We start from the raw sequence: 23,015 nt of genomic DNA on the forward strand, positions 1-23,015 counted from the left end.
ATGTTTAGTAATTAAAATTTTTAATCCCAGCCCATAGCCACGACAACTGTAATTTTTCTAGAAAACATACTCAATTCGCATAGCGATCGCCGTAATATTACGTATGCCAACTGGAAATGAATATCAATGTTTAACGATTGATAGGTTTTTCTACGTAATTGTTGTGGTAAAAAAGGTCTCTGGCGTCAATATAGAAAATTAATAAATTAAACGAGAGTTCATTTGTCAAGAGAGCGATCGCTGAAAATTAGCTAGAAAATTACCGACAAAATGCTCAATCGGAGTCGCTGCGGCGCTAAAACACTCAAAGCTGGGCTTTCTTGCTATAAAAAGAAGAATCACCTTCCGATAATCATTCTTAGAATGCGGCTAGGAAGGATAATGATTTTAAATTCGAGAGCGATCGCTATGGCTGGAACGCAGTGAGTAGCAACCGTTCGGCACACTGGGGTAGATTGTAAAGCTATATTGCAACTCTTGTAAAAAGATTTAGAAATCTGCCAAGCCCGTGTCAGAACCTTAACCTAGAACTTTAAAGGAATGTTGCAAGGGAAACGTCATGGATAAAATGCAAAAGTATCGCTTCGTCTGTACTCTCTCCTTTGGCGATATCTATGGGCAAATCATCGTTTGGCTGATTGTCATCTTCATTAGTCTCGCCTCTGCACTAGCGCTGTGGAGTACCACTCGGCAAATTTACGCCCTAATGACTGTCGGACTCATCCTAGTGCTGTCTTTGCCCTTCTTGCTCTTTGCCTTCGTGACCACGTTGTTTAACCACATTGAGGTTTCTGCAATGGATATCCAGGACACCACTGAGACCGTTGGTGGCAGTTTACCCAACCAAAACCCTGCCCAAGTGACTAGTTGAAGAGCCATCAGTCTTTGGTCAACACTGAGAACTGAGGGCTAAGGACTGAGGACTGAGGACTGAGACGCCAAAACAGGTATTAGGACTAAAAAGAAATTTATGAAGAACTTCCCCGCTTTGTGGTGGGGAAGTTTTTATTTGCGTCAGCATGGATGTAAGAATTCCAAAGAGCGGATCTTAAAGATGCTTGAACACGATGTCGTGATTGTGGGAGGTGGATTAGCGGGGTGTCGCGCCGCCTTAGAGATTGCCCGCACAGAACCCAGCTTAGATGTGGCGCTGATTGCCAAAACTCACCCGATTCGTTCCCATTCGGTCGCCGCGCAGGGGGGTATGGCGGCAACGCTGAAGAATGTAGACCCTGAAGACACTTGGAAAGACCACGCTTTTGACACCGTAAAGGGATCTGACTACCTGGCGGATCAGGATGCGGTGGAAATCCTCACCCGCGAGGCTCCAGACACGATCATCGACCTGGAACACATGGGAGTATTGTTTTCCCGATTGCCGGATGGTCGGATTGCCCAGCGAGCTTTTGGGGGACATTCTCACCGGCGCACTTGCTATGCAGCGGATAAGACGGGTCACGCGATTCTGCACGAACTGGTGAATAATCTCCGGCGTCACGGCGTCCGCATCTACGATGAGTGGTACGTGATGCAGCTGATTCTGGAAGACGCCCAGGCGAAGGGTGTGGTGATGTACCAGATTCTGGATGGGCGAATTGAGGTTGTGCGGGCGAAGGCGGTGATGTTCGCCACGGGCGGCTATGGCAGGGTATTTAACACCACCTCGAATGACTACGCCTCGACGGGGGATGGGTTGGCGATGTCTGCCCTCGCCGGGGTGCCGTTGGAAGATATGGAGTTTGTGCAGTTTCACCCGACGGGCTTGTATCCGGTGGGAGTGCTGATTTCGGAAGCTGTGCGGGGTGAAGGCGCGTATTTGATCAACGCTGAGGGCGATCGCTTTATGGCGACTTATGCCCCCAGTCGCATGGAACTCGCTCCCCGCGATATTACTTCACGAGCGATCGCGCGAGAAATTCGCGCCGGAAGGGGCGTTCATCCCAATGGCAGCGCCGGTGGTCCCTTTGTCTATCTCGACTTGCGCCACATGGGGCGAGAAAAAATTATGAGTCGGGTTCCCTTTGCTTGGGAAGAAGCTCACCGATTACTCAGCATCGACGCCGTAGATCAACCGATGCCCGTGCGCCCTACGGCTCACTATTCAATGGGCGGCATCCCCGTCAATACCAGCGGTCAGGTGAAAAGTGGCCCAGATGGTTTAATTGACGCTTTCTTTGCCGCTGGAGAAGCTGCTTGTGTCTCGGTTCACGGGGCAAATCGATTGGGCAGTAATTCCCTGTTGGAGTGTGTGGTTTATGGCAGAAAAACGGGGGCAACGATCGCGCAATTTGTCCAAAACCGCAAGCTGCCAGAACTGGATGAGCAACCCTATCTGCTAGAAGCTCACTGCAAAATCCAAGCGCAACTAGAACAATCGGGTCAGTACCGGATTAACCAAGTGCGTCAAGCCTTCCAAGACTGCATGACTGAGTATTGCGGTGTCTTCCGCAGCGAGGAATTGATGCGCGAAGGTTTGAACAAGCTGCAACAGATTCAGCAGCAATCCCAGGATATTTACCTGGATGACAAAGGTAAACTCTGGAATACTGAAGTCATCGAGGCGCTGGAACTCCGCAGTTTGATTATTGTCGGACAAATGATTCTGACATCGGCGCTCAACCGTCAAGAAAGTCGAGGCGCTCATTACCGCGAAGATTATCCTGAGCGTGACGATGAGAATTTCCTCAAGCACACGATGGCTTTCTATTCTCCAGCCGGGATCGATTTGCGCGATCGCCCGGTAAACATTACTATGTTTGAGCCAAAGGAACGGAAGTATTAAGTGATTAGGTGGAAAGTTTGCAAGTTCATAACCTGCCGACTTTCCACCTGCCCACAGGCGTGCTGGCTGCGAATGGGGGATATATTGCGATCGCCTGCCATGACACTCCCCAAACAAATTTATGTAGATTTATTAATTTCTTCTACCCACAGTTAGATGTATAATTACTTAACAATGAAGGGGAGTAGCTGCTAGCGAAGAATGATGCTAGCCCATCTGAATCAACATACTGGCGATGAGCCTGGTTCAGGTGACAAGCGAAAGAAACTAAAAATAAGCGCCTAGTCGCTGAACTAATAGTTTCAAACCTTGGGAGCGAGACCTTCACCGAGTTCACATCCGATGTGAGCTGCTGGTGAAGTCCCATGTACCCTCCAGAAAGCTCACTCAGATGCGATAGGTAGAACATTCTGAGGAGCTTGAGAGGATGCTGACAGCTTTTACTGCCGGTTTATTATTCATCACTTTTTCCGAATTAGGCGATAAAACCTTTTTCATTGCGGTAATTCTGGCAATGCGCCACTCCCGACGACTGGTATTTGCAGGAGTTGTGGCGGCATTGGCAGCAATGACGGTTCTGTCGGTTCTCTTGGGACAAGTGGCGTCTCTACTCCCCAAGCATTATCTTCATATTGCAGAAATTATTTTTTTTGTTGGCTTCGGGGTGAAGTTATTGTACGAAGCAAGCCAGATGCCAGCAGGACCAGACTGTGAAGAAGCCGAAGAAGCGATCGCCACGGTTAAAGAAGCTGAGTCGAAAATGCCAAAAAAGAAAACTCCTTGGGCGATTGTCCTCGAAGCCTTTATGCTGACATTTGTAGCAGAGTGGGGCGATCGCACTCAGATTGCCACAATTGCTCTAGCTGCGTCCCAGTCGGCTGTAGGGGTTACGGCTGGGGCTATTGCGGGGCATAGTATTTGTGCAGCGATCGCTGTTCTGGGGGGTCGGATGATCGCCGGACGAATTTCCGAGCGATTAATTACAGCAATTGGGGGCGGCTTGTTTTTGCTGTTTGGAGCGATCGCCTTATTGGAAGGAAATTAAAAATTAAAAATGCCTGCATTAAAAATTCTGTTTTTTGATGAAAGCATTTTTAATTCTTAAGACCCAGGTTAAGGCGTAGGGCTGGGAGATACAGAAGGCGAAGTCGTAGGTGAAGTCGTGGGCGCAGTCGTGGGCGCAGCCGTGGGTGCGGGTGCGTCAGCCGCCAGTTGTTTAATTTGGTCTTTGACTCTAGCTGGAGCTAGAGCGATCGCCGTATTGAATAGGGGTTTAGCTTCGGCGATTTTGCCTTGTTCTCGCAGCACTAGTGCCTTCGCTAGCACCGGACGAAAATCCTGTCGATTGCCTTTGATGGCGTCATCGTAGATAGCGATCGCTTCCGGATAGCGCTTTTGCTCAACGTAAACCTTGCCCAACTCCAACTGCACCGAAGTGACATCGACGCTACCAGGTTGAACTTGATTCACTTGGGGAGCAGTTTTCAACGTGTCTTGCAGCAAGCCAATCGCTGCTTCCGGACGGTTTTGTTGTACCAAGAGACTCACAAGACCTTGCAGGGCGTTCATATCTCCCGGTTTAGAAGTCAAAATCGAGCGATAAGTTTGGGCAGCCCCTTCGCGATCTCCTGTTTGCTGTTTAGCTTGTGCAAGTAAAACTGCGTACTCGCTTTGATCGGGATTCAGCTTTGCCAGTTTGTCCAAAGGTGCGATCGCGCCTTTGATATCGCGCATTTTTAGCCGTGCTTCTAACAACCCTCGCAGCGCCGTTTGATTCTGCGGTTCTCGCTGCAAAACCAGTTCGTAACCTTTCGCTTGCGCTTCCAGTTCCGCCTGATTAGCTACCCCTGCCGTCTGAGTCGGTGTTGGGGTTGCCCCAGTAGTAGGCTCTTTGCCGTCAAAAACAATACCCACCAACGGAATGATGGATAATCCGACAAAGATTAACACGCCTAGCCCTAGGACTAGATTAATAAACCAGCGATTGCGCTTTTGGGACACACGACTGCTCTGAACTCTATTGCCATTATCAAACACAATCTTATTTTCCACTGTCACACTTGGCAAACCGCATCACTGTCTCCACATTTTAAAATAGTGGCAGCATCGAACCGAACTTGATAAGGTGTAAGTGTTTTTGCTGAGTGCAAAAACATTACGGATCTACCAGTCGTATCACCGCATTCAGTACAATGAGCTGACTGACTCCCCCCAAGGGGATGTGTCTCCGCCGCGAGGAGTATTATGAGTCCTTCTGTGAATCGGTTCTCCGAATTATCCCAGTCTTCTGGCAATCCTAAGCCAGAACCACCACCCCTATCCAGTCCGCCAACGCCAGCGGATACAGCGTCAAACAGCGATTTGGAACAAACAACTGAAGAGAATCCTGCTGTCACACGACAGCAACCCATTCCTCCCCCTAGCGAACCCATGCAATACCGGGCCATTGGCCTAGTAAAGGGTAAGTACACGTCCTCCGACGAGCAATTTACGCGAGGAATGCTGCTGGCAAGCGATGGAACAGCCATCGATGCCGTGCTATTAGGTCGGGTGATGAGTTTAGTCAAAAATCACCTGAACTTAGAGCAGGAACATTTATGGGTTGTCTATCCCCGGATGCGACAAGAAGACGGCAACTTGCACGTCCAGATTGTGGGCGTTTGGGAGCCGGAAAGGCTGAACCAGCCGTCGTCTGACCCAGAAGCGGAAACAGCCCAATCGTCCGAACCCACGGATATTCAAAGCGAATCGGCGGCGAATGATGGCTATTTTTCGATTCGTGGGGAAGTGATTTTTCAGTCGCGAGAAGAAGAAGAAGGCATCATCGTCAAGATTAAGCAGTCTCCCCGCAAGCAGGAAGACACGCCTAAGTTTTTCAAGTTGAAACTCAATGGTGTTGTCCAAGACAAAGCAGTCGGTCATTTCATGGATTTGCAGGTGCAGCGACAGGGGAACTCCCTGGTAATTCAGGAGAGCCAGGATATTGGTCGCCTGCCTCCTAGAAAGATTCCGGGCAAGAAGCCATTCCGAGGAGGTGGAGGTGGGCGTCCTCCCAGCAGAAAGCCAGGAGGAGGAAGCCGAGAGCGTCCCGTGCGTCCAAGCGGAGAAAGACCCGCAGCGATCGCGCCCCCATCCCCCAAACGCAAGGAACCCTTGCCAAAGCCAGTTAAGCGCTCTTCCCCGCCGCCAGAATAAACTGGCGGTTAGTCATGAGTCACTGTGATGAGTTACAGCCAAATAACAAATGACTAATGACGAATGACTAATCTAGGGAAATTTGAGAACCCCATCGGTCTTGGGGTAAAAATGAGCGATCCATTGGAATGGGGGCAACAGGTTCGGTGAGGGTAAATGTCCCCGCCTCAATCCATTGCTTCAACTCCAGCGCTACTTGATTAGAAAAGAATAGGCTGACTAAGGGGGCAACCCGCACGGGTTTGCCCTCTATTGTGATGCGTCCCGTCTTGAGCTGGGCGTAACTCACAAGACCAAAAGTGGGACGGACGCGCCGAGGAATCGAGAAATCGACAACCGGCGCAACAATCTCCTTGTCTTGCACGGCACAATTGGCGACGACTTGCTCTTGTAAAACGGGCAGCGGGATGCCAACGCCTAGCATCATAGAAGGGCCATAATTTTTGAAGTAACAACCGCGCACCCACCGAGAATTCATTTGTTTGGCGTCTCCCATTAAGGCAAGGGTAGCCGCCGGACCAACAGGCGTTCGATTTGGCAACCGCTTTTGTAAGGGGAAGTGTTGGGTGCCTTCCCACGCTACATAGCCAACGCCACCGCCTAAGAAAATCCGAGTGCCAATGCCGATCGTTTGCAGGTCTGGATCGTTCAGGAGGGGAGAAATTGCCCCAGCGTTTGAGTAGACGGCATTCGCGAGGCGGGGTTGCAGCGGGCCGAGGTAAGTATAAAGCGGGCGATCGCCTCCATTCACCCCGACGATAAAATTTTGGTATAGATTGCGGGGATTATATAGATAAAACTGGTTAATCGTGTCGCGGGTGATGGTTGTCTCAAAGGAAGCACGAGGGTAGCAGTCCGTCCCTTGCCCAATGGCGCGTAGTTGCACCGTTTTCCCAGCAATTAAATCTTCAATCACATGACCGCCGCCGCGTTCTCTAGATTCCTCGCCGTCTAGGGGTTCGCCCGTACTCCGATATTCCACCATCTGGGTTGCTCCCAGATACAGATCCACTGCCCCAAAGCCAGAGTAGGCTAAAACCCCATCTAACCAACAGGAGCGAATTTTAATTGGGGGATCGGTGTGTCCCAGGTTAATAATCGCCCCCGAAGACTCCATCGGCTCAAAAGTGCCAGTAGTAATGACATCTACTTGCTTTGCAGCTTGGGTGACTCCCACTTCTGCCACCCGTGCTTTTAATTCTTCTATTGTCCACACCACTGCACGCTGGTGGCTGATTTTGTCGTTAATTTCGGCAAGGGTTCGCATAGGGAAGGTTGAAGGGTCGGACTTTTGCTCATCCCTAGTTTCCACTATTGCGATGCCTCGTGGGGCGACGCTTTTGGGAGGTTAACGGTATGTGTTGCTGTTCAGATTGCCGATGAGTCTATCGCCGCCAAGTAACTAACTAAATCAGTTTGGCTGGAGAAATCCAGCAGCGCTTCCGCCAATCCCTCTAATTGAGGAATCGATAAACCGCGAATCTGTTCTTGCAGTTCGGGATTGATGTCACCAAATCGTAGCCTGAGCAGCCGCAAAATTAGCGCCACCTCTCCTTGTTGCAGACCTCGTTGCTCGCCCTTTTGGAGGATGTCTTGATAGATAACAGATTCCTGCATAATTGCCTCTCGGAATAGTTGTTGGATCAAATCTTTTTTAAACCGCAAACCAGCAAGAACCCCTGCACAAGCGAGGATATTCTGTCGCTCGGTGGTTTTCTCGATCCTCTAGCGACCCCAGCGGCGACTTGCTCTAATAAAGCTCTGGGTGAATCACTACGAGCTAAGGTTGCCAGTGGTAGGAGAGCTGGATTTGCGAGCAGCGGAGTGGGATCTTCTTCCCACAGACGGATGACTCGATACTGATGTCTGGTGTTTGTGTCTGTGTACTGCTGTCGAAAGACGAGTTCTGAGGTAGTGGCTTGCAAAAAGATTGCTATCTGCACAATTTCACACCCATATTGCCGCTTCAGTCGCGTGTAGTAGTCGAGCATCCGGAAGTCGAGGGGAGGAGTTGATTGCGCCGAGGTTTGAAATTCCAGGTGCAAGATTTGGTTAGCGACTTGCAGGAAGATGACAGAATCGGCGCGAATCGGTTCCAGACTGAGTTCGGTGTTGATTACCTGGATGTCTGAAGCTTCAGATGACAGTAGCCACTTGGCAAATTCATCTGGGTAGTTCTCAGCGAGATACTTGCAAGTGTTGTCGTATTCCAAGAGGGCAATTGGAGAAAGTCTTATTATTCTCTCATCGGAGGTTACTGAGAATAGCGATCGCTACTTATCGCTACTTCTTCCCTTTACCAGTCACATCATTAACATTCGCCTGATTCTCGTTATCAAGATTAGGCTTGTCATTAATGGATGACTTCCCTTCCGGCAACACCACAGTTTCTCGCTCAAATTCAGCAGCTTCATGAGACGTTGCTATACCCTCTGGATCAAAATCTGCTTCGCGCTGACTGCGCCATTGATCGAGAACATCTTTGAATAAGACTTCTTTGAACCAAATCTGACCAACAACGGTTAGCGGTAACGCCAAGACCAACCCTAAAAATCCAAAGAATGTGGCGAAAAATACTTGAGCAAGTAACGTTACGGCTGGCAACAGCGACACCTGTTGAGCCATAACGTAGGGTGTTAAGAAATTGCTTTCAACCTGCTGAATAAAAAAGTAAAGACCGAACACAGCCAAGCATTTCCAAGGAGCCTCCAACAGCGCGATCGCCATTGGTGGAATGACACTAATCGTCGGGCCAAGATTGGGAATCAAATTTAGCACCCCTGCCAAAATCCCTTGAGCCAGCGGTGACGGGATTCGCAAAACCGACAAGCCAATCATACTCATCAGCGCAACTACACTCATGCTGATGAGAGCGCCTCCAAGCCATCGCCCTAATGACACCTCGCATTGGTCCAAAATCCCATCCACGCGCCGCCGATAAAAAGAAGGAAATAGCCGCACAAATCCCTTGCGGTAAGCTTGGGGATTTGCTAAGAACATTCCGGTTAAAACCAGCACCAGCAAAACGTTGAGGATAATCCCTAAAGAGCTGGAGAAAAAGGCGACCGAACTGCCCAATAGCCGATTGATTAAGGGCTGTACTTGTTGGCTTATGCTCTCCACATCGGGTAGGTACGGTGTCAGCTGGCTAGGAAGACCCGTTCTGAGGCGATCTACCCAAAGATTCAAGCGCTCAAACCCTCTAGGAACCCGTTCTGTGAGTTCTTGAAACTGGACGGTAAAGGGCGGCACAATCAGCCAAAAAAACCCAACAATCAGAGCTAATAATAAGACAATCGACGCCAGGATCGCGATGCCATGTTTCATTCCCGATCGTTGCAGCCGCCGCGCCAATCGGTTTAAGGCAGTCGCCAACACAACGGCGGCAAACACCAACAGCAACACCTGCCGAATTTGCCACAAAACATAAAGAGAAACGACTAAGACGAATAAGCCAATCCACTGACCTAGATTCACAGGTGTTGACTCCGAGCTGACATAGGCTGTAATTGCCGTTTAATGCAGCTAGATTAGCCGATTTTGGCAACTTTCGCATGGGTTGAAAGTAAGGTTTGAATAGCTGCCAAGCGTCAACTGTTTCAGTGTTTTTATGTAAGCCGCTCTACTCAGATAAGTATTCATTGATACTTAAAATACAACTTAGTCCAGTTGGCGATATTGTCGCGATCGCTGCCAGAAGGTCACGGCCATAATCAGCGTTGGCAGAAACACAACCATCAGCACTAGGGCTGGGGATGCTGGAATTGATAAATAGGGACCACCGTACTTAATCAAGATTGACAGTGCCGCTGAGGCGACTAGCACTTTAAGAATGAATCCAGCCTGAGTTGTCATACAACTTAATAAACAAAGACTAAAGTACGGCTATACGGATGCTTGTAGGGGTAGACACCGAACCCAGGCGATCGCATCCCCTTTTTTACAATAGCTTTTAGAGCCTCACCCTGTTACCAATTTCGATGCTCTAAAAGCTTACTAAAGCCAAGAGTACATTTAGCTTTCACTCAGTAGACATCTGAAAGCAACCTTTCAAACTTTATAACTTTTAAGAGGTTCGTATCTACAATGCCTGTTGAAAATAATAATAAGCGATCGCCCAAAGCCTCTAGAACAAAGCAGTTTGGCGGCAGCTTCCTGATTTTGTTCACTATCCTTCTACTGCTAAACTTTATCATTCCGAGTTTTGGCTCTCAATTGCCGCAGGTACCCTACAGCGACTTTATCAATCAGGTAGAAAGCGGTAAAGTTGAGCAGGCAGTTGTGAGCAATGACCGGATCGAGTATGCGCTTAAATCCGATGCCACGGGAGAGCAAGCCGCACCAGATCAGGTATTCGTCACCACGCCAGTGGCAATCGATCTGGATCTACCCAAGATCCTGCGCGAACATAACGTAAAGTTTGCTGCACCTGCACCCAACAACAATGGCTGGATTGGAACCCTCCTCAGTTGGGTTGTTCCTCCCCTGATTTTCTTTGGAATTTGGGGATGGTTGATGAACCGGGGTGGAGGCGCAGGTGGCGCAGCGCTGACGGTTGGGAAAAGCAAGGCACGGATTTACTCAGAAGGCAGCACCGGCATCAAGTTTAGTGATGTGGCGGGTGTCGATGAAGCCAAGTTAGAACTGCTAGAGATTGTGGATTTCTTGAAAAATGCCGGGAAGTACACCCGATTGGGAGCAAAAATTCCCAAAGGCGTGCTGCTGGTGGGACCTCCGGGAACTGGAAAGACACTCTTAGCAAAAGCGATCGCGGGTGAAGCGGGCGTTCCTTTCTTCAGTATCTCTGGCTCCGAATTCATCGAGCTATTCGTCGGTGTCGGCGCTGCACGAGTCCGCGACTTATTTGAACAAGCCAAAAAACAAGCCCCTTGCATCGTCTTCATCGACGAACTAGACGCGCTAGGTAAATCTCGCGGCGGTGCTGGAGGCTTTGTCGGTGGAAACGATGAGCGCGAACAAACCCTTAACCAGTTGCTCACCGAAATGGATGGTTTTGATGGGAATACCGGGGTGATTATCGTCGCCGCCACCAACCGCCCAGAAGTGCTAGATCCAGCTCTGCGGCGTCCGGGTCGTTTTGACCGGCAAGTGGTGGTAGACCGCCCGGATAAAGTGGGTAGAGAAGCCATTCTTGGCGTCCATTCCCGAAATGTCAAGTTAGCAGATGATGTAGACTTGGTAGCGATCGCGGGTCGCACACCTGGGTTTGCCGGTGCCGATTTAGCCAACCTGGTGAATGAAGCGGCGCTACTGGCAGCACGTCAGAACCGCGACGCTGTGATGATGGCAGACTTCAACGAAGCAATTGAGCGTGTTGTCACTGGATTGGAGCGCAGATCCCGCGTTCTGAATGATGTTGAGAAAAAGACTGTCGCTTATCACGAAGTCGGTCATGCGATTATCGCGGCTTTGATGCCGGGAGCTGGTAAAGTCGAGAAAATCTCTATCGTCCCCCGTGGCGTCGGTGCCCTAGGCTACACGCTCCAGATGCCAGAGGAAGACCGCTTTTTGATGGTAGAAGATGAAATTCGCGGTCGAATCGCCACTCTCTTAGGTGGACGCTCATCGGAAGAGTTAATCTTTGGAAAGGTGTCTACGGGTGCGAGTGATGACATCCAAAAGGCAACGGATTTGGCGGAACGGGCGATTACTCTCTACGGTATGAGCGATGAATTGGGACCCGTGGCGTTTGAGAAGCCGCAGCAACAGTTCATCGAGGGTTACAGCAATCCGCGTCGTTCAGTGAGTCCCGTGGTGGCTGAGCAGATTGACCGCCAAGTGAAGGAAACGATTGATGCAGCGCACCACATGGCTTTAGAAATCTTAGACAAGAATCGGGATTTACTGGAAGAGCTGGCACAGATGCTTTTGCAAAAAGAAGTTTTGGAAGGCGCTGAACTGCGGGAACAACTCAAATCCGCTAATATTCCTTCAGAAATGGATGAATGGTTGCGTAGCGGGAAGTTACCTGACGGGATACAGTTGAAGCAAGCCGCTTTGGTTTAATGACTCCTTGAGGTGAGAAAAAAGCGATCGCTTTTCGTTTAAAGCGATCGCTTTTCCTTTGGGAGCATCCCGATACGTGCCAATCTACAACAGCGAATTTCTTTCGCCTGTTTTACGGTTTTATTGCAGAAATCTGCAAGGTAACTGTACTAAGTATTATTACCTGGTTCCAGAGAAGAATGATGGAATCAAGTTGCGATCGCTAACTCAGAGTGGGTAGTGAAACGCATCTTTTTTGTAAAACTTTATATATAACCATCCTCTCTAATGGCATTTCCCTGGAGCGTCACCCTTCAAAGTTGATAATCTACAGCAATCGGTTGTACTTGCTCTTCGCTAGTCACTACTGGGGCACCTGAAAATGGATGAAAATTTATCAATTCTGCCAGAAGTGCAGCCGCTGTTATAAAGTATAAAACTACACTAAATTTTATGAGCCATGCACCATTCATTGAAGATTTCCTTTTGGGCAGAGTTTAATTTCTTAAACATGATACCAACCTTCTCAAAATCGTCATGTATCTTAAGCAACATTGAAGCGATCGCGCGACCCAATTTCCCTTGAGGATGCTCCACAATGAATCTCCCTATCACTTTTGAAGGCGAGTAGGAATATTTGTTTCTGTTGTAGACATCCAGTAAAATCGGATTCGTCTTCTGCGATCGCGAGCAGGCTTTTTTCCTATCCTGCTTTATCAATTTTTGTGGTCTTCCAATCCCTAACACTAGGGGCTAGAGAAATTAAATCTTCGATATTGCGCCGCATCGTGGCACAAATCGCATCCAAAGGAAGGTCATTGGCATCGTGCCCAAAAGGATTCTCAATTTCAATCCCAATTTCTTCAATTCCAAACAATGTAAAGCTAATTAAAGCAACCGTTAGCCCAGTCCACCAATGCAACTGTCCAACCATTTGAAACGGTAAAGATAGACAATAGATTAACAGTAACTGCTTGAGATGGATTACATAAGCCATTGGAATTGGAGTTTTGAGAATTCGTTCGCAAGCTCCTAAATTGTCTACCAGTATATTAATCAAGTTTTGCAGAGAATTCATTTGATAAACATTCAGGCGATTTCGACCATGTTGTTCTTGTAAATAATCTCCAATCCAAAACGCAACTTCAAGCGGTGGATTGTTCATTGTCTTTAACTTAAAGTAGCGAGACGCAGACATCAAATCTTCGAGTTCGCTGTTGACTGGCTCCGATCTTAGATGCAATTTAGTCGCTACTGAAAAAGCTACTAGAAGCCGTAAAGCAGCTATTTTAGACTCTCTATCTTTCGGTTCATTTTCGTCAACCGAAACCCAAATTTGACGAGCCAGGTTACGGACAGTGTTTACTATACTACCCCAACATTTCCGCCCTTCCCAGAACCGCTCGTAAGCTGTATTCGTCCGAAAAACCAGTAATAAACCTAAAACAATATTAGGAATTAAGCTAGCTAAAATTGGCAAAGATACAGCTAATTTAAAATGGTAAAGAACAGAAATAATTAAGCCAAATAACCCACAAAGAAGGGTTCTAGGCAAGACTGCTGGAATGACCGAGCCTTTTAACTGGAAGGTAACTTGAAACCACTGCCATTTCTTTTTATCCATTCAACTTTAACCTCTAACTTTGACTCAGACGCTGAATTACATCCAAAAGATAATACTTGATTTATCCCTGAGAATTCTTTTAGGTTGTAGCATAGTCAGCAAATGTCTCTGAAACAGTCTTGTCTGTTTAGGCGTCGATTGTGTCAGCAATGTTCCATTGCGGTTAGGAGCCGGTAAGCGATCGCATTGTTAGACGGCTTCAATCGCGATCGCGCTTCGGAATTGCTAAAAGTATTAACAATTGCAGTAGTGTTTACCCGGATTGTGGTAAATTATTGGGTTTTGCTTGAGATTACCCTAAAATTTAAATAATTATAAAATATAGCGCTCTTTGACAGGCACGCAAAGCTATCTTAGCTGCCCCAAGCCATATTTAAGAAGTGTCTTCTGGAGGTACTTTGACCACTGTTCCCCTGCCGCCTAACGAAATAGAACGCCTAGAGGCACTGCGTCGCTACAACATTCTCGATACACCTCCCGAAGAAAGCTTCGACCGCATTACGGCTCTGGCGGCTCGGCTTTTTGACGTACCCATTGCCCTAGTTTCTTTAGTTGACCAATTTCGAGCCTGGTTTAAATCCTGCTACGGCTTTGACACCCGCGAAATTAATCGTGAAGCAACAATGTGTAGCTTCGCGATTTTGTCTAAGGATGTTTTCGTCGTTGCAGATACCAGAAATGACCCCCGCTTCGCTTGTAAGCCCTATGCAATTAGCGAACCGGGGATTCGCTTCTATGCAGGTGCCCCCCTAATTGCGAAGGATGGCTTTAATCTTGGCACCCTTTGTCTTGTAGATAGCAAGCCGCGCCATGAATTAAGTGAAGAACAGCGAGCAACCCTTGCCGACCTAGCGGCGATGGTGGTTGATGAGCTAGAGTTGCGGCTGGCTGCACACAAAATTGCCCAGATGGATGCTGCCCTCATTGAGGTGACGAAGGGAGTTTCGGCAGCGACAGGGGAGGCGTTTTTCTACTCCCTGGCGCAACACCTCACCAAGGCATTGGATGTTGATTTCGCTTTTATTGGGGAACTAGCGGGGAAAGACGAAGATAAAGTCAGCACGATTGCTCTCTATGCCCAGCATGAGATTGCAGACAATATTGAGTATTCACTGCTGAATACACCTTGCAAACAGGTGATTCAGCAAGGAAAGCTATGCTGCTATCCCCGCAATCTCCAAGCGCAATTTCCTGGTAATCTTTTGCTTGCCGAGATGGACGTTGATAGCTATATCGCAACTCCGCTTTTAGGCTCCACAGGGAGAGTGTTGGGATTAGTGGGGGTGATGGCTCGAAAACCGTTGGAGTATACCCATCTGGCAGAATCGCTGCTGACAATCTTTGCCACCCGTGCGACGGCAGAACTGGAGCGCAAGCGAGCGGAGGAAGAACGTGCCCGACTGTTGGCTAGCGAACAAGCGGCACGCGCCGAGGCAGAGGCGGCGAACCGTATGAAAGACGAGTTTTTGGCGGTACTTTCTCACGAATTGCGATCGCCCCTCAACCCAATTATCGGATGGTCGGGGATGCTTCGCACTCAGAAGTTGAATGCAGCAACGACTGCTCGCGCCCTGGAAACCATTGAGCGCAACGCTAAGTTACAGGCAGAGTTGATTGAGGATCTTCTGGATGTGTCGCGGATGATTCGAGGCAAACTTTCCTTGAATGTGTGCCCGGTTAATCTGATCTCAATTGTTCAAGCGGCGATAGAGACGGTGCATCTAGCCGCAGCAGCTAAAAGCATTCGACTGGAATCGGTACTCGATCCCGCCGTTGGTTTGGTTGTCGGCGATCCAAACCGCTTGCAGCAGATTATCTGGAACTTGCTCTCGAATGGGATCAAGTTCACACCCTCCGGGGGACGAGTGGAAATCAAGCTCGATTGCACTGATTCTTATGCCCAGATTGAGGTGAGCGATACAGGCAAAGGAATCGAGGCTGACTTTCTGCCCTATGTCTTCGAGCGCTTCCGTCAAGCTGATAGTACCAGCACGCGATCGCAAACAGGGCTTGGTTTGGGTTTGGCAATTGTTCGTCACCTCACCGAACTACACGGCGGAACTGTCTGTGTTGACAGCCCTGGGGAGGGGCAAGGGGCAATCTTTACGGTGAAACTGCCGCTGATGATGAAGACTGAGTTGAAAGGACTCAAGCCTGAGCTAGAAGCCCCACTTAGTACACAGCCTTCATCGAGCTTCAGCACTGTACTAGAAGGGTTACAGGTGTTGGTTGTAGATGACGAGGCTGATAGCCGAGATTTTCTCGCGATCGCGCTTGAACAGTATGGAGCGAGGGTAACAGCAGTAGCATCGGTACAGGAGGCACTTGAGGCGCTGCAACAGGTAAAACCAGATGTCTTAGTGAGCGACATTGGGATGCCCGATGAGGATGGCTACACGTTGATCGGCAAAATTAGAGCAATGACGCCAGAGCAAGGAGGACAGATTTCAGCGGTAGCACTGACGGCGTATGCCAGAAGCGAGGATTGCGAGCGTGCGATTTTGGCAGGCTTCCAGCAGCACGTCACGAAGCCTGTCGAGGCAGCGGCATTCGCTGCGACAATCGCTAGCTTGGCTAGAAATTCTTTGAATGTAGTTTCCTAGTTGGGGATGCGATCGCGTTGTCAGACAGATGCAATTGCGATCGCGCATTTATGCAGTAAATTTTTGGGTTTTATGATGCCCCGGTGCTCATTACTGACATCTTCACATTTCCAACATAATCCTCTGCAAGAAATGCCAGTGTTTATTCGGATGGCATAGTTCTGTGTTTATTCTTATGGTTTTGATGTTGCTGAATTAAATTCCTGTCGCCAATCTAAATTCTTATCAGGAAATATCTTAGCGTCCGAAAACCTAAGTTTAGGAGTGTTTTATGATCTTTGTTATACCGATTATTTTAGGTGCAGTTGCTTTAGCGACTGCCGCTTTCGGTGGAGTCAAAGCGGCTGAAGGCATTGGCAACATGAATGAAGCCAAGGAAATTGGTGAACGTGCCCAAAAACGTTATGAACAAGCTGTCAGTGAGTTGAAAGCAGACTGGGAAGCTACTAACAAGCTAGCAGAAGAGTATGGTCAACTTCAGCTTCATATCATGATGCGTACAATTGGACGCTTTGTTGCTTTTATTGAGCGTATTGGTCAGCGGAATAAAAAAAGTGAAAAGGAATTTTTGGAGGGGTTGGAAGGAATTTCAATTCAACAACTCCAGGAGTATAAAACTGCAGCGATTGAGGCTCAGGAATTTTTCATCGGCGGCGCTAAGGCTGTTGGGGCAGCAGCAGCAGGATACGGCGGTGCAATGGGTCTTGCTACTTCTGTGGGAGTTGCAAGTACCGGAACACTTATAGGGGGTCTTAGTGGTGCCGCTGCTTGGAATGCGACTTTAGCATGGCTAGGCGGCGGATCGCTGGCGGCTGGTGGCGGAGGTATGGCTCTTGGTTCTATTGTGCTTGGTGGTATCACTGTTGGCCCAGCTGTCCTGATTGGTGGTTTTGTGCTGGCTGGTGAGGGTGAGAAAGCTTTGACAAAGGCACGGGAGTACGAAGCTCAAGTCAACAGTGCGATTGCAAAGATTAAGGCTGCAAAAGACTTTATGCAACAAGTCAAACGGCGAATTAATGAGTTAAGGAATTTGCTTGAATCTCTTAACAACCGCGCTGTTTTGAGTCTGAACGAACTTGAATCTCAATCATTATTTGACAAAAACAGAGATTCTGGCAAATTTCAACAGGTAGCACTTCTAGTCACGGCACTTGCAGAAATCATGAAAACCCCTGTCTTAGATAAGGAAGGGCATCTGAATCCTGCGACTGCATCTATCAGAGCGAAGTACTGTGCCCTTGGAGAAAACTAGCTATGTCAGTCCAAAAAATCGCTGTTGCATTAAACAAGGCAATAAATCCATCTGAATGCTTACCGCAAATCGTCTCTGAATGCTAAATCCATCTGAATGCTTACCGCAAATCGTCTCTGAATGCTTACAGCAAATTGTCTCAGGCTATACCGAATACAAGATTATTGCAGAGCAGGAACAGACTAAGCGCTGTGAAATCGAAGCTTGGGAAAAAGAAACAATAGCCAATATTAATGCCCAGCGCGACGTGCTAATGGCATACCTTGACCGTTCGTTTGATGAACGTGCAGAAAACTTTCGCGCTTTGTTCGGTGTCGTCGATCTAGCAATTACAACAGGCAATAACGAGCAATTAGCTCTAGCCTTGAACTCAATTACGGAAATAGCAAAGTCAAGCCCTTTTAAAGATATTGCCAACTTAGCTTCTGTCAAAGCAGCACTAAACGATCCAAACCATGAATGGTCGTTTTGATCGGGAGCATCCCAATGCTTGTAAAAAGGGCGAAAAGAATTCGCATTTATACAGACTAAACCCGACCGAAGCGGGTTTCAAAAGTTTCGCGTTGCTCGTACCAAAGGACGTTTGTGTAGCGCTTGTCGCTTTTTTGTAGCATCTTGAAGTATAGCTATCGCCAGTAGTTGTACAGCGACTTTTTATTTGACGTGGAGACATATTAGTGTCGTTAAAGAGTCAAAGCTTAGCCTGGCTTGCTTTTTCGGCTCAATCTAATTTGGCAACGCTGATAGTCAAATGCTAGCTTATTGACTAATCTTTCTGTGTAATCCTGCAATCAGGAAAGTTTTGCTCAGTGACCCGAAATTGTCTCGACATCATTTAACTTGGCACTGTACACAAACAGTCGTTTGTAAGGCAAAATTTTTTAGCCCCAATTGGAACCAAAATATAAAAAATACCCTGACTTTAAAAGCCAGGGTACCGGGTAGCATCGAAAATTAATCACAGTTAGTAAAATCTAACAATTATCTCTAATAATCTAACAATTACCTCTAATGAAGCTTTATTTGTATTTTTCTTCGACCCTAGCACTCATTGTCCTTGCCTCTTGCAGTTTACCGGGGATTCCACAGAAGCCACAATCTAATATGGGTCAAGTGACTCAACCCCAACTTAGGGTGGTAACGTTGGATGAAAATAGTAAGATAGCGATGGGGCAAACTATCTATGTCCCTATCTATTCTCATATTTATTACGAAAACCAGAAGGAAGTTTTATATTTATCAGCCACTCTTAGTATTCGCAATACGGATTTGAGCAATCCCATCATTGTCACTTCAGTGCGCTACTATGATACAGAGGGAAAATTAATCAAGCACTATTTAGATCGCCCTGTGGAACTTGGTTCTCTAGCTTCTACAGATTTTGTTGTAGCGAGAACTGACACCACTGGGGGGTTAGGAGCTAACTTTATTGTTGAGTGGATAGCTAAAAAGAAAGTTTCTGAGCCTGTCGTTGAAGCCGTTATGATTAGTGCTGCATCCAACCAAGGAATTTCTTTTGTCAGTCCTGGTAGAGTTATTAAAAGTCATAACAATAAGTAATTTGTATTATTAGCTTTTTTTGACACAAGGTTCATCGTCATGAAGATGGAATCGACCTAATCACGTCAATTATTAATAAATTTCGGTTTAATAGCTCCTTCCCACCTGAGTTGAAACTATTCTGGAAACTCAGGACATCTTTGCTCATCAGTCACCTCTTCAACGTTGATGTACAGTGCCAAATTAAATGGCGTCGAGACAATTTCGTGTCACTGAGCAAAACTTTCCCGATTGCAGGATTACAGAGAAAGATTACTCAACGATCTAGCATTTGACCATCAGCATTGCCAATTTAGATTGAGCGGAAAAAGCAAGCTAGGTTTAGCTTTTCCTCTTTAACGACACTAATCTGATCTGTCTCCACGTCCAATAAAAAGTCACTATACAGCCTGTAAAAAGGGGGAAGAGGATTCGCATCTATACAGACTCAACCCGACCGAAGCGGGTTTCAAAAGTCTCGCGTTGCACGTACAAAAGGACGTTTGTGTAGCGTTAGTCGCCTTCTTGTAGTATTTTGAAGTATATTGTATTCACCCAAAGGTGATGAGATGTACTGGTATAACGGCAACCTGATTGAGTCGGGAACCCTGGAATTAGCGATTGACGATCCGGGATTGCTTTATGGAGCGAAAGTGTTTACAACGCTGCGGGTTTACGAGCAGTCGTTGGATAGCCCACTGACTAACTGGAAGGGACATTGCGATCGCCTCTGTTGCAGCGTGCAAACGTTTGACTGGCAGCAGCCAGACTGGGAACAATTACGGCAACAAGCAGAAGCGTTAATCCCACACTTCCCCGTTCTCAGAATTACTCTATTTCCCGATGGGCGAGAGTGGATTAGCGGGCGGTTTTTTCCCGATGATTTGACAGAAAGACAAAAATATGGTGTTAAAAGTTGGCTAGCGGCAGAGCCGTTATTTTGCCGCTCAATTCCCGAACATAAAACGGGGAACTACCTGCCTGCTTGGCTGGCATGGGGAAAAGCTCAGCAGATGGGAGCGACAGAAGCAATTTTGGTCGATGATAAGGGAAATTGGTTAGAAACCAGTACGGGCAATCTTTGGGGATGGCGGGATGGTAAGTGGTGGACGCCGCCTCTATATGCTGGAATTTTGCCGGGAATCGCGCGATCGCAACTGATCAACTGGCTGGCAAGTCAGAATCTAACCCCTGGGCAAGTACCTTGGGATGCTGACTTTGTGAAAGGATTGTCAGTTCTTGCTTATAGTAATTGCGTGGTGCAAGTCGTTCCGATCCATACCGTTCTTTGCCAAGAAGGTACTTTAACGTTTGACCCGTTACACAGCAGCCTAGAGCAATTGCAGAGCTTATTTCAGCGCTACCAAACCCATCAAGCTTCCCCCTGAGCGTAAAAAGCTCGACGACTGAAGTCGCGACTCCACAAACGAACCCTGTCTTTACAGGCTAGGAGACAAAGCCTGCGTAGGCAGGCTTTGTCTGTGTAGTCCCAGTCCCACCCTTCTAGGGTGGGGGACTATGTTGTGTAGCCCCATTTCTAGGGTGTGGGAGTAGATTGTTCCGGCTAGGATGGTTGTTTTTGTGGCGACGGTTACGATGAAGATAGATGACGTTGTTGAAGGTTTCTATGAACCAACCGTGTCAAGGAATTCTGAGACGGGTTAACATAAGTTAATACAAATAAAAATTCAAAGCGTCCCCATATCCTAGAGCTTAGGAGGAAACTCGGTGAACAAACGGTGGAGAAATGCAGGGCTGTATGCGCTGCTAGCAATAGTTGTAATCGCCTTAGGAACAGCATTTTTAGACAAACAACCCCAAAGTCGGGAAACCTGGAAATACAGCAAGCTGATTCAGGAAGTTCAAGACGGTCGGATTGAAAGAGTTGGTCTTAGTGCCGACCGCACTAAGGCGCTTGTTACAGCACAAGACGGCAGCAAGATCGTCGTTAACCTGCCTAATGACCCAGACCTGATTAGCATTCTGTCCACCAAGGGTGTAGACATTTCAGTTTTGCCCCAGAGCGATGACAGCTTCTGGTTCCGCGCCTTGAGCAGTCTCTTCTTCCCCGTTCTGCTTCTGGTTGGATTGTTCTTCTTGCTACGACGCGCTCAGAGTGGCCCAGGCTCTCAAGCGATGAACTTTGGCAAATCCAAAGCCAGAGTTCAAATGGAGCCACAAACCCAAGTAACTTTTGGGGATGTCGCTGGCATTGACCAAGCCAAGCTAGAGCTGAATGAAGTCGTTGACTTCCTCAAGAACGCCGACCGCTTCACCGCCATTGGAGCAAAAATTCCCAAAGGCGTGCTGCTAGTTGGACCTCCGGGAACGGGTAAAACGCTGCTCGCTCGTGCAGTTGCTGGGGAAGCAGGTGTGCCTTTCTTCTCTATCTCTGGTTCTGAGTTTGTAGAAATGTTCGTCGGTGTCGGTGCATCTCGCGTGCGCGACCTGTTTGAACAAGCCAAGGCAAATGCTCCCTGTATCGTATTTATCGATGAAATTGATGCCGTGGGGCGTCAGCGGGGTGCAGGTTTAGGCGGCGGTAACGATGAGCGGGAGCAAACCCTCAACCAGTTGCTGACCGAGATGGACGGTTTCGAGGGCAACACGGGAATTATTATCATCGCTGCTACGAACCGCCCAGATGTACTTGATGCAGCACTGCTGCGTCCGGGTCGCTTTGACCGTCAGGTGGTCGTGGATCGTCCCGACTATGCCGGTCGCTTGGAGATTCTCAACGTTCACGCCCGTGGCAAAACGCTGGCGAAGGATGTGGATCTTGAGAAGATCGCTCGTCGTACCCCTGGTTTCACGGGTGCTGACCTCTCCAACTTGCTGAACGAAGCAGCGATTCTGGCGGCTCGTCGCAACCTGACCGAAATCTCGATGGATGAAATCAATGATGCCATCGACCGGGTGCTAGCTGGCCCAGAGAAGAAAGACCGGGTGATGAGCGAAAAGCGCAAAACCTTGGTGGCTTATCACGAAGCGGGTCACGCTCTCGTTGGTGCATTGATGCCAGATTATGACCCGGTGCAAAAGATCAGCATCATCCCTCGCGGTCGTGCGGGTGGTTTGACTTGGTTTACACCGAGTGAAGACCGGATGGATTCTGGTTTGTACAGCCGCTCTTATCTGCAAAATCAGATGGCAGTCGCCTTGGGCGGTCGGCTTGCTGAAGAAATCATCTTCGGTGAAGAAGAAGTAACAACGGGTGCCTCGAATGACTTGCAGCAGGTGGCTCGTGTGGCGCGTCAAATGGTGATGCGGTTTGGCATGAGCGATCGCTTGGGACAAGTTGCTTTAGGTCGTCAGCAAGGCAATATGTTCTTGGGACGCGACATTGCCGCCGAGCGGGATTTCTCGGAAGCAACTGCGGCGACGATTGATGATGAAGTCCACAATTTGGTGGATCAAGCTTACCATCGTGCCAAAGCAGTGCTGGTGAATAACCGCCACATCCTGGATCAATTGGCTCAAATGCTCATTGAAAAGGAAACGGTAGACGCTGAGGAACTGCAAGAGGTTCTGGCGAATAACGATGTGAAGATGGCAGCGATCGCATAATTCGCTAATTGCTCATTGAGCGTTCTAAAAATTGGGGGAATTCTAGGATATTTTCTAGAACGACCCCAATTTTTGTTTGGCGTTGCACAAAGACATCAGGAGCGAGCAGGTACGGGTGAAAAATCGCTCTGAGCCAAAGTGCTACAGAGATTCGATGGCGTAGGCTGCATTGGGATTTGCGCGATCGCAGAAGTCTCAAATAAGCTTGCCTTAGCGCTGAACAGCAAGACTGAAACGACAAGGGCGATGCTCAAAAAGCGGAGAACGAACGAGCGATCGCAAAACAATGATTGCAGTCTTCGAGACCTCACAACAAATCTCCTGTGATTGTTAGCCGCCTAAATTCCCAGCATCCCGTAGCTGTAACGCGAAAAAATTCAGATGCTTCAAATTGGTAGACAATTTGATTGGGTTTTAGCTGTGAGTTCTAAAACTTTCCTCTCTTCT

General features: G+C 48.1%; 19 protein-coding genes and 1 pseudogene. 12 read left to right on the forward strand and 8 right to left on the reverse strand.

Features of this window, described 5'->3' with window-relative positions:
- The first annotated feature begins 559 nt into the window (after window positions 1-559).
- The 4 genes from NC996_RS09800 to NC996_RS09815 all read left to right on the forward strand — a co-directional run bounded on the left by NC996_RS09800 (window position 560) and on the right by NC996_RS09815 (window position 3,827).
- Window positions 560-871 (forward strand): hypothetical protein, encoded by a 312-nt coding sequence (locus NC996_RS09800; RefSeq protein ID WP_190412006.1) that lies wholly within the window; start codon window positions 560-562, stop codon window positions 869-871.
- Between the two features lie 183 nt (window positions 872-1,054).
- Window positions 1,055-2,782, forward strand: coding sequence for a succinate dehydrogenase/fumarate reductase flavoprotein subunit (locus NC996_RS09805; RefSeq protein ID WP_190682728.1), 1,728 nt, complete (start codon window positions 1,055-1,057; stop codon window positions 2,780-2,782).
- A gap of 8 nt (window positions 2,783-2,790) precedes the next feature.
- Window positions 2,791-2,946, forward strand: coding sequence for a hypothetical protein (locus NC996_RS09810; RefSeq protein WP_190412009.1), 156 nt, complete (start codon window positions 2,791-2,793; stop codon window positions 2,944-2,946).
- Window positions 2,947-3,209: 263 nt separating this feature from the next.
- Entirely contained in the window at window positions 3,210-3,827 is a 618-nt protein-coding gene (locus NC996_RS09815; RefSeq protein ID WP_190682545.1) for a TMEM165/GDT1 family protein, read from the forward strand.
- Window positions 3,828-3,895: 68 nt separating this feature from the next.
- On the opposite strand, the gene NC996_RS09820 is transcribed toward NC996_RS09815, so the two are convergent.
- On the reverse strand, window positions 3,896-4,834 hold the full coding sequence (locus NC996_RS09820; protein WP_348251725.1) for a tetratricopeptide repeat protein: 939 nt from the start codon (window positions 4,832-4,834) through the stop codon (window positions 3,896-3,898).
- A gap of 192 nt (window positions 4,835-5,026) precedes the next feature.
- Here NC996_RS09820 and NC996_RS09825 point away from each other — a divergent pair, with 192 nt between their 5' ends.
- On the forward strand, window positions 5,027-5,977 hold the full coding sequence (locus NC996_RS09825) for a hypothetical protein (protein WP_190682550.1): 951 nt from the start codon (window positions 5,027-5,029) through the stop codon (window positions 5,975-5,977).
- A gap of 67 nt (window positions 5,978-6,044) precedes the next feature.
- On the opposite strand, the gene NC996_RS09830 is transcribed toward NC996_RS09825, so the two are convergent.
- The 4 genes and pseudogenes from NC996_RS09830 to NC996_RS09845 all read right to left on the reverse strand — a co-directional run bounded on the left by NC996_RS09830 (window position 6,045) and on the right by NC996_RS09845 (window position 9,832).
- A complete protein-coding gene (locus NC996_RS09830) occupies window positions 6,045-7,244 on the reverse strand; it encodes a homocysteine biosynthesis protein (protein ID WP_190682553.1) in 1,200 nt (399 codons plus the stop codon).
- A gap of 101 nt (window positions 7,245-7,345) precedes the next feature.
- Window positions 7,346-8,190: pseudogene (locus NC996_RS09835) on the reverse strand (DUF4351 domain-containing protein).
- Window positions 8,191-8,260: 70 nt separating this feature from the next.
- Window positions 8,261-9,454: an AI-2E family transporter gene (locus NC996_RS09840; RefSeq protein ID WP_190428982.1), complete on the reverse strand. Its 1,194-nt coding sequence runs from the start codon at window positions 9,452-9,454 to the stop codon at window positions 8,261-8,263.
- Between the two features lie 183 nt (window positions 9,455-9,637).
- Complete coding sequence (locus NC996_RS09845; RefSeq protein WP_190528038.1) at window positions 9,638-9,832, reverse strand: hypothetical protein; 195 nt, start codon at window positions 9,830-9,832, stop codon at window positions 9,638-9,640.
- A gap of 231 nt (window positions 9,833-10,063) precedes the next feature.
- On the opposite strand from NC996_RS09845, the gene ftsH reads away from it, so the two are divergent.
- On the forward strand, window positions 10,064-12,004 hold the full coding sequence (gene ftsH, locus NC996_RS09850; protein WP_190412017.1) for an ATP-dependent zinc metalloprotease FtsH: 1,941 nt from the start codon (window positions 10,064-10,066) through the stop codon (window positions 12,002-12,004).
- Window positions 12,005-12,297: 293 nt separating this feature from the next.
- On the opposite strand, the gene NC996_RS09855 is transcribed toward ftsH, so the two are convergent.
- Window positions 12,298-12,456 carry a hypothetical protein gene (locus tag NC996_RS09855; protein ID WP_190412018.1) on the reverse strand — a complete coding sequence of 53 codons (159 nt, stop codon included), beginning with the start codon at window positions 12,454-12,456 and terminating at the stop codon, window positions 12,298-12,300.
- Window positions 12,457-12,686: 230 nt separating this feature from the next.
- Window positions 12,687-13,607: a bestrophin family ion channel gene (locus NC996_RS09860; protein ID WP_190682556.1), complete on the reverse strand. Its 921-nt coding sequence runs from the start codon at window positions 13,605-13,607 to the stop codon at window positions 12,687-12,689.
- 398 nt (window positions 13,608-14,005) lie between these two features.
- Between NC996_RS09860 and NC996_RS09865 the strand changes: the two genes are divergently transcribed.
- From NC996_RS09865 to ftsH3, 6 genes are all read left to right on the forward strand, one after another.
- Window positions 14,006-16,210: an ATP-binding protein gene (locus tag NC996_RS09865; protein WP_199302881.1), complete on the forward strand. Its 2,205-nt coding sequence runs from the start codon at window positions 14,006-14,008 to the stop codon at window positions 16,208-16,210.
- Window positions 16,211-16,481: 271 nt separating this feature from the next.
- Window positions 16,482-17,462, forward strand: coding sequence for a hypothetical protein (locus tag NC996_RS09870; protein ID WP_190682562.1), 981 nt, complete (start codon window positions 16,482-16,484; stop codon window positions 17,460-17,462).
- 79 nt (window positions 17,463-17,541) lie between these two features.
- Window positions 17,542-17,934 carry a hypothetical protein gene (locus tag NC996_RS09875; RefSeq protein WP_199302871.1) on the forward strand — a complete coding sequence of 131 codons (393 nt, stop codon included), beginning with the start codon at window positions 17,542-17,544 and terminating at the stop codon, window positions 17,932-17,934.
- Window positions 17,935-18,473: 539 nt separating this feature from the next.
- Window positions 18,474-19,022, forward strand: coding sequence for a DUF3124 domain-containing protein (locus tag NC996_RS09880; protein ID WP_190682565.1), 549 nt, complete (start codon window positions 18,474-18,476; stop codon window positions 19,020-19,022).
- Between the two features lie 548 nt (window positions 19,023-19,570).
- Complete coding sequence (locus NC996_RS09885; RefSeq protein WP_190682568.1) at window positions 19,571-20,389, forward strand: aminotransferase class IV; 819 nt, start codon at window positions 19,571-19,573, stop codon at window positions 20,387-20,389.
- Window positions 20,390-20,729: 340 nt separating this feature from the next.
- A complete protein-coding gene (ftsH3, locus tag NC996_RS09890) occupies window positions 20,730-22,568 on the forward strand; it encodes an ATP-dependent zinc metalloprotease FtsH3 (protein WP_190412024.1) in 1,839 nt (612 codons plus the stop codon).
- Between the two features lie 95 nt (window positions 22,569-22,663).
- Here the strand turns inward: ftsH3 and NC996_RS09895 are convergent, their stop codons facing one another.
- Entirely contained in the window at window positions 22,664-22,879 is a 216-nt protein-coding gene (locus NC996_RS09895; protein WP_190675927.1) for a hypothetical protein, read from the reverse strand.
- Between the last annotated feature and the right edge of the window lie 136 nt (window positions 22,880-23,015).

This window comes from Trichocoleus sp. ST-U2, assembly GCF_039961875.1.
GTDB lineage: Bacteria > Cyanobacteriota > Cyanobacteriia > Cyanobacteriales > FACHB-T130 > FACHB-T130.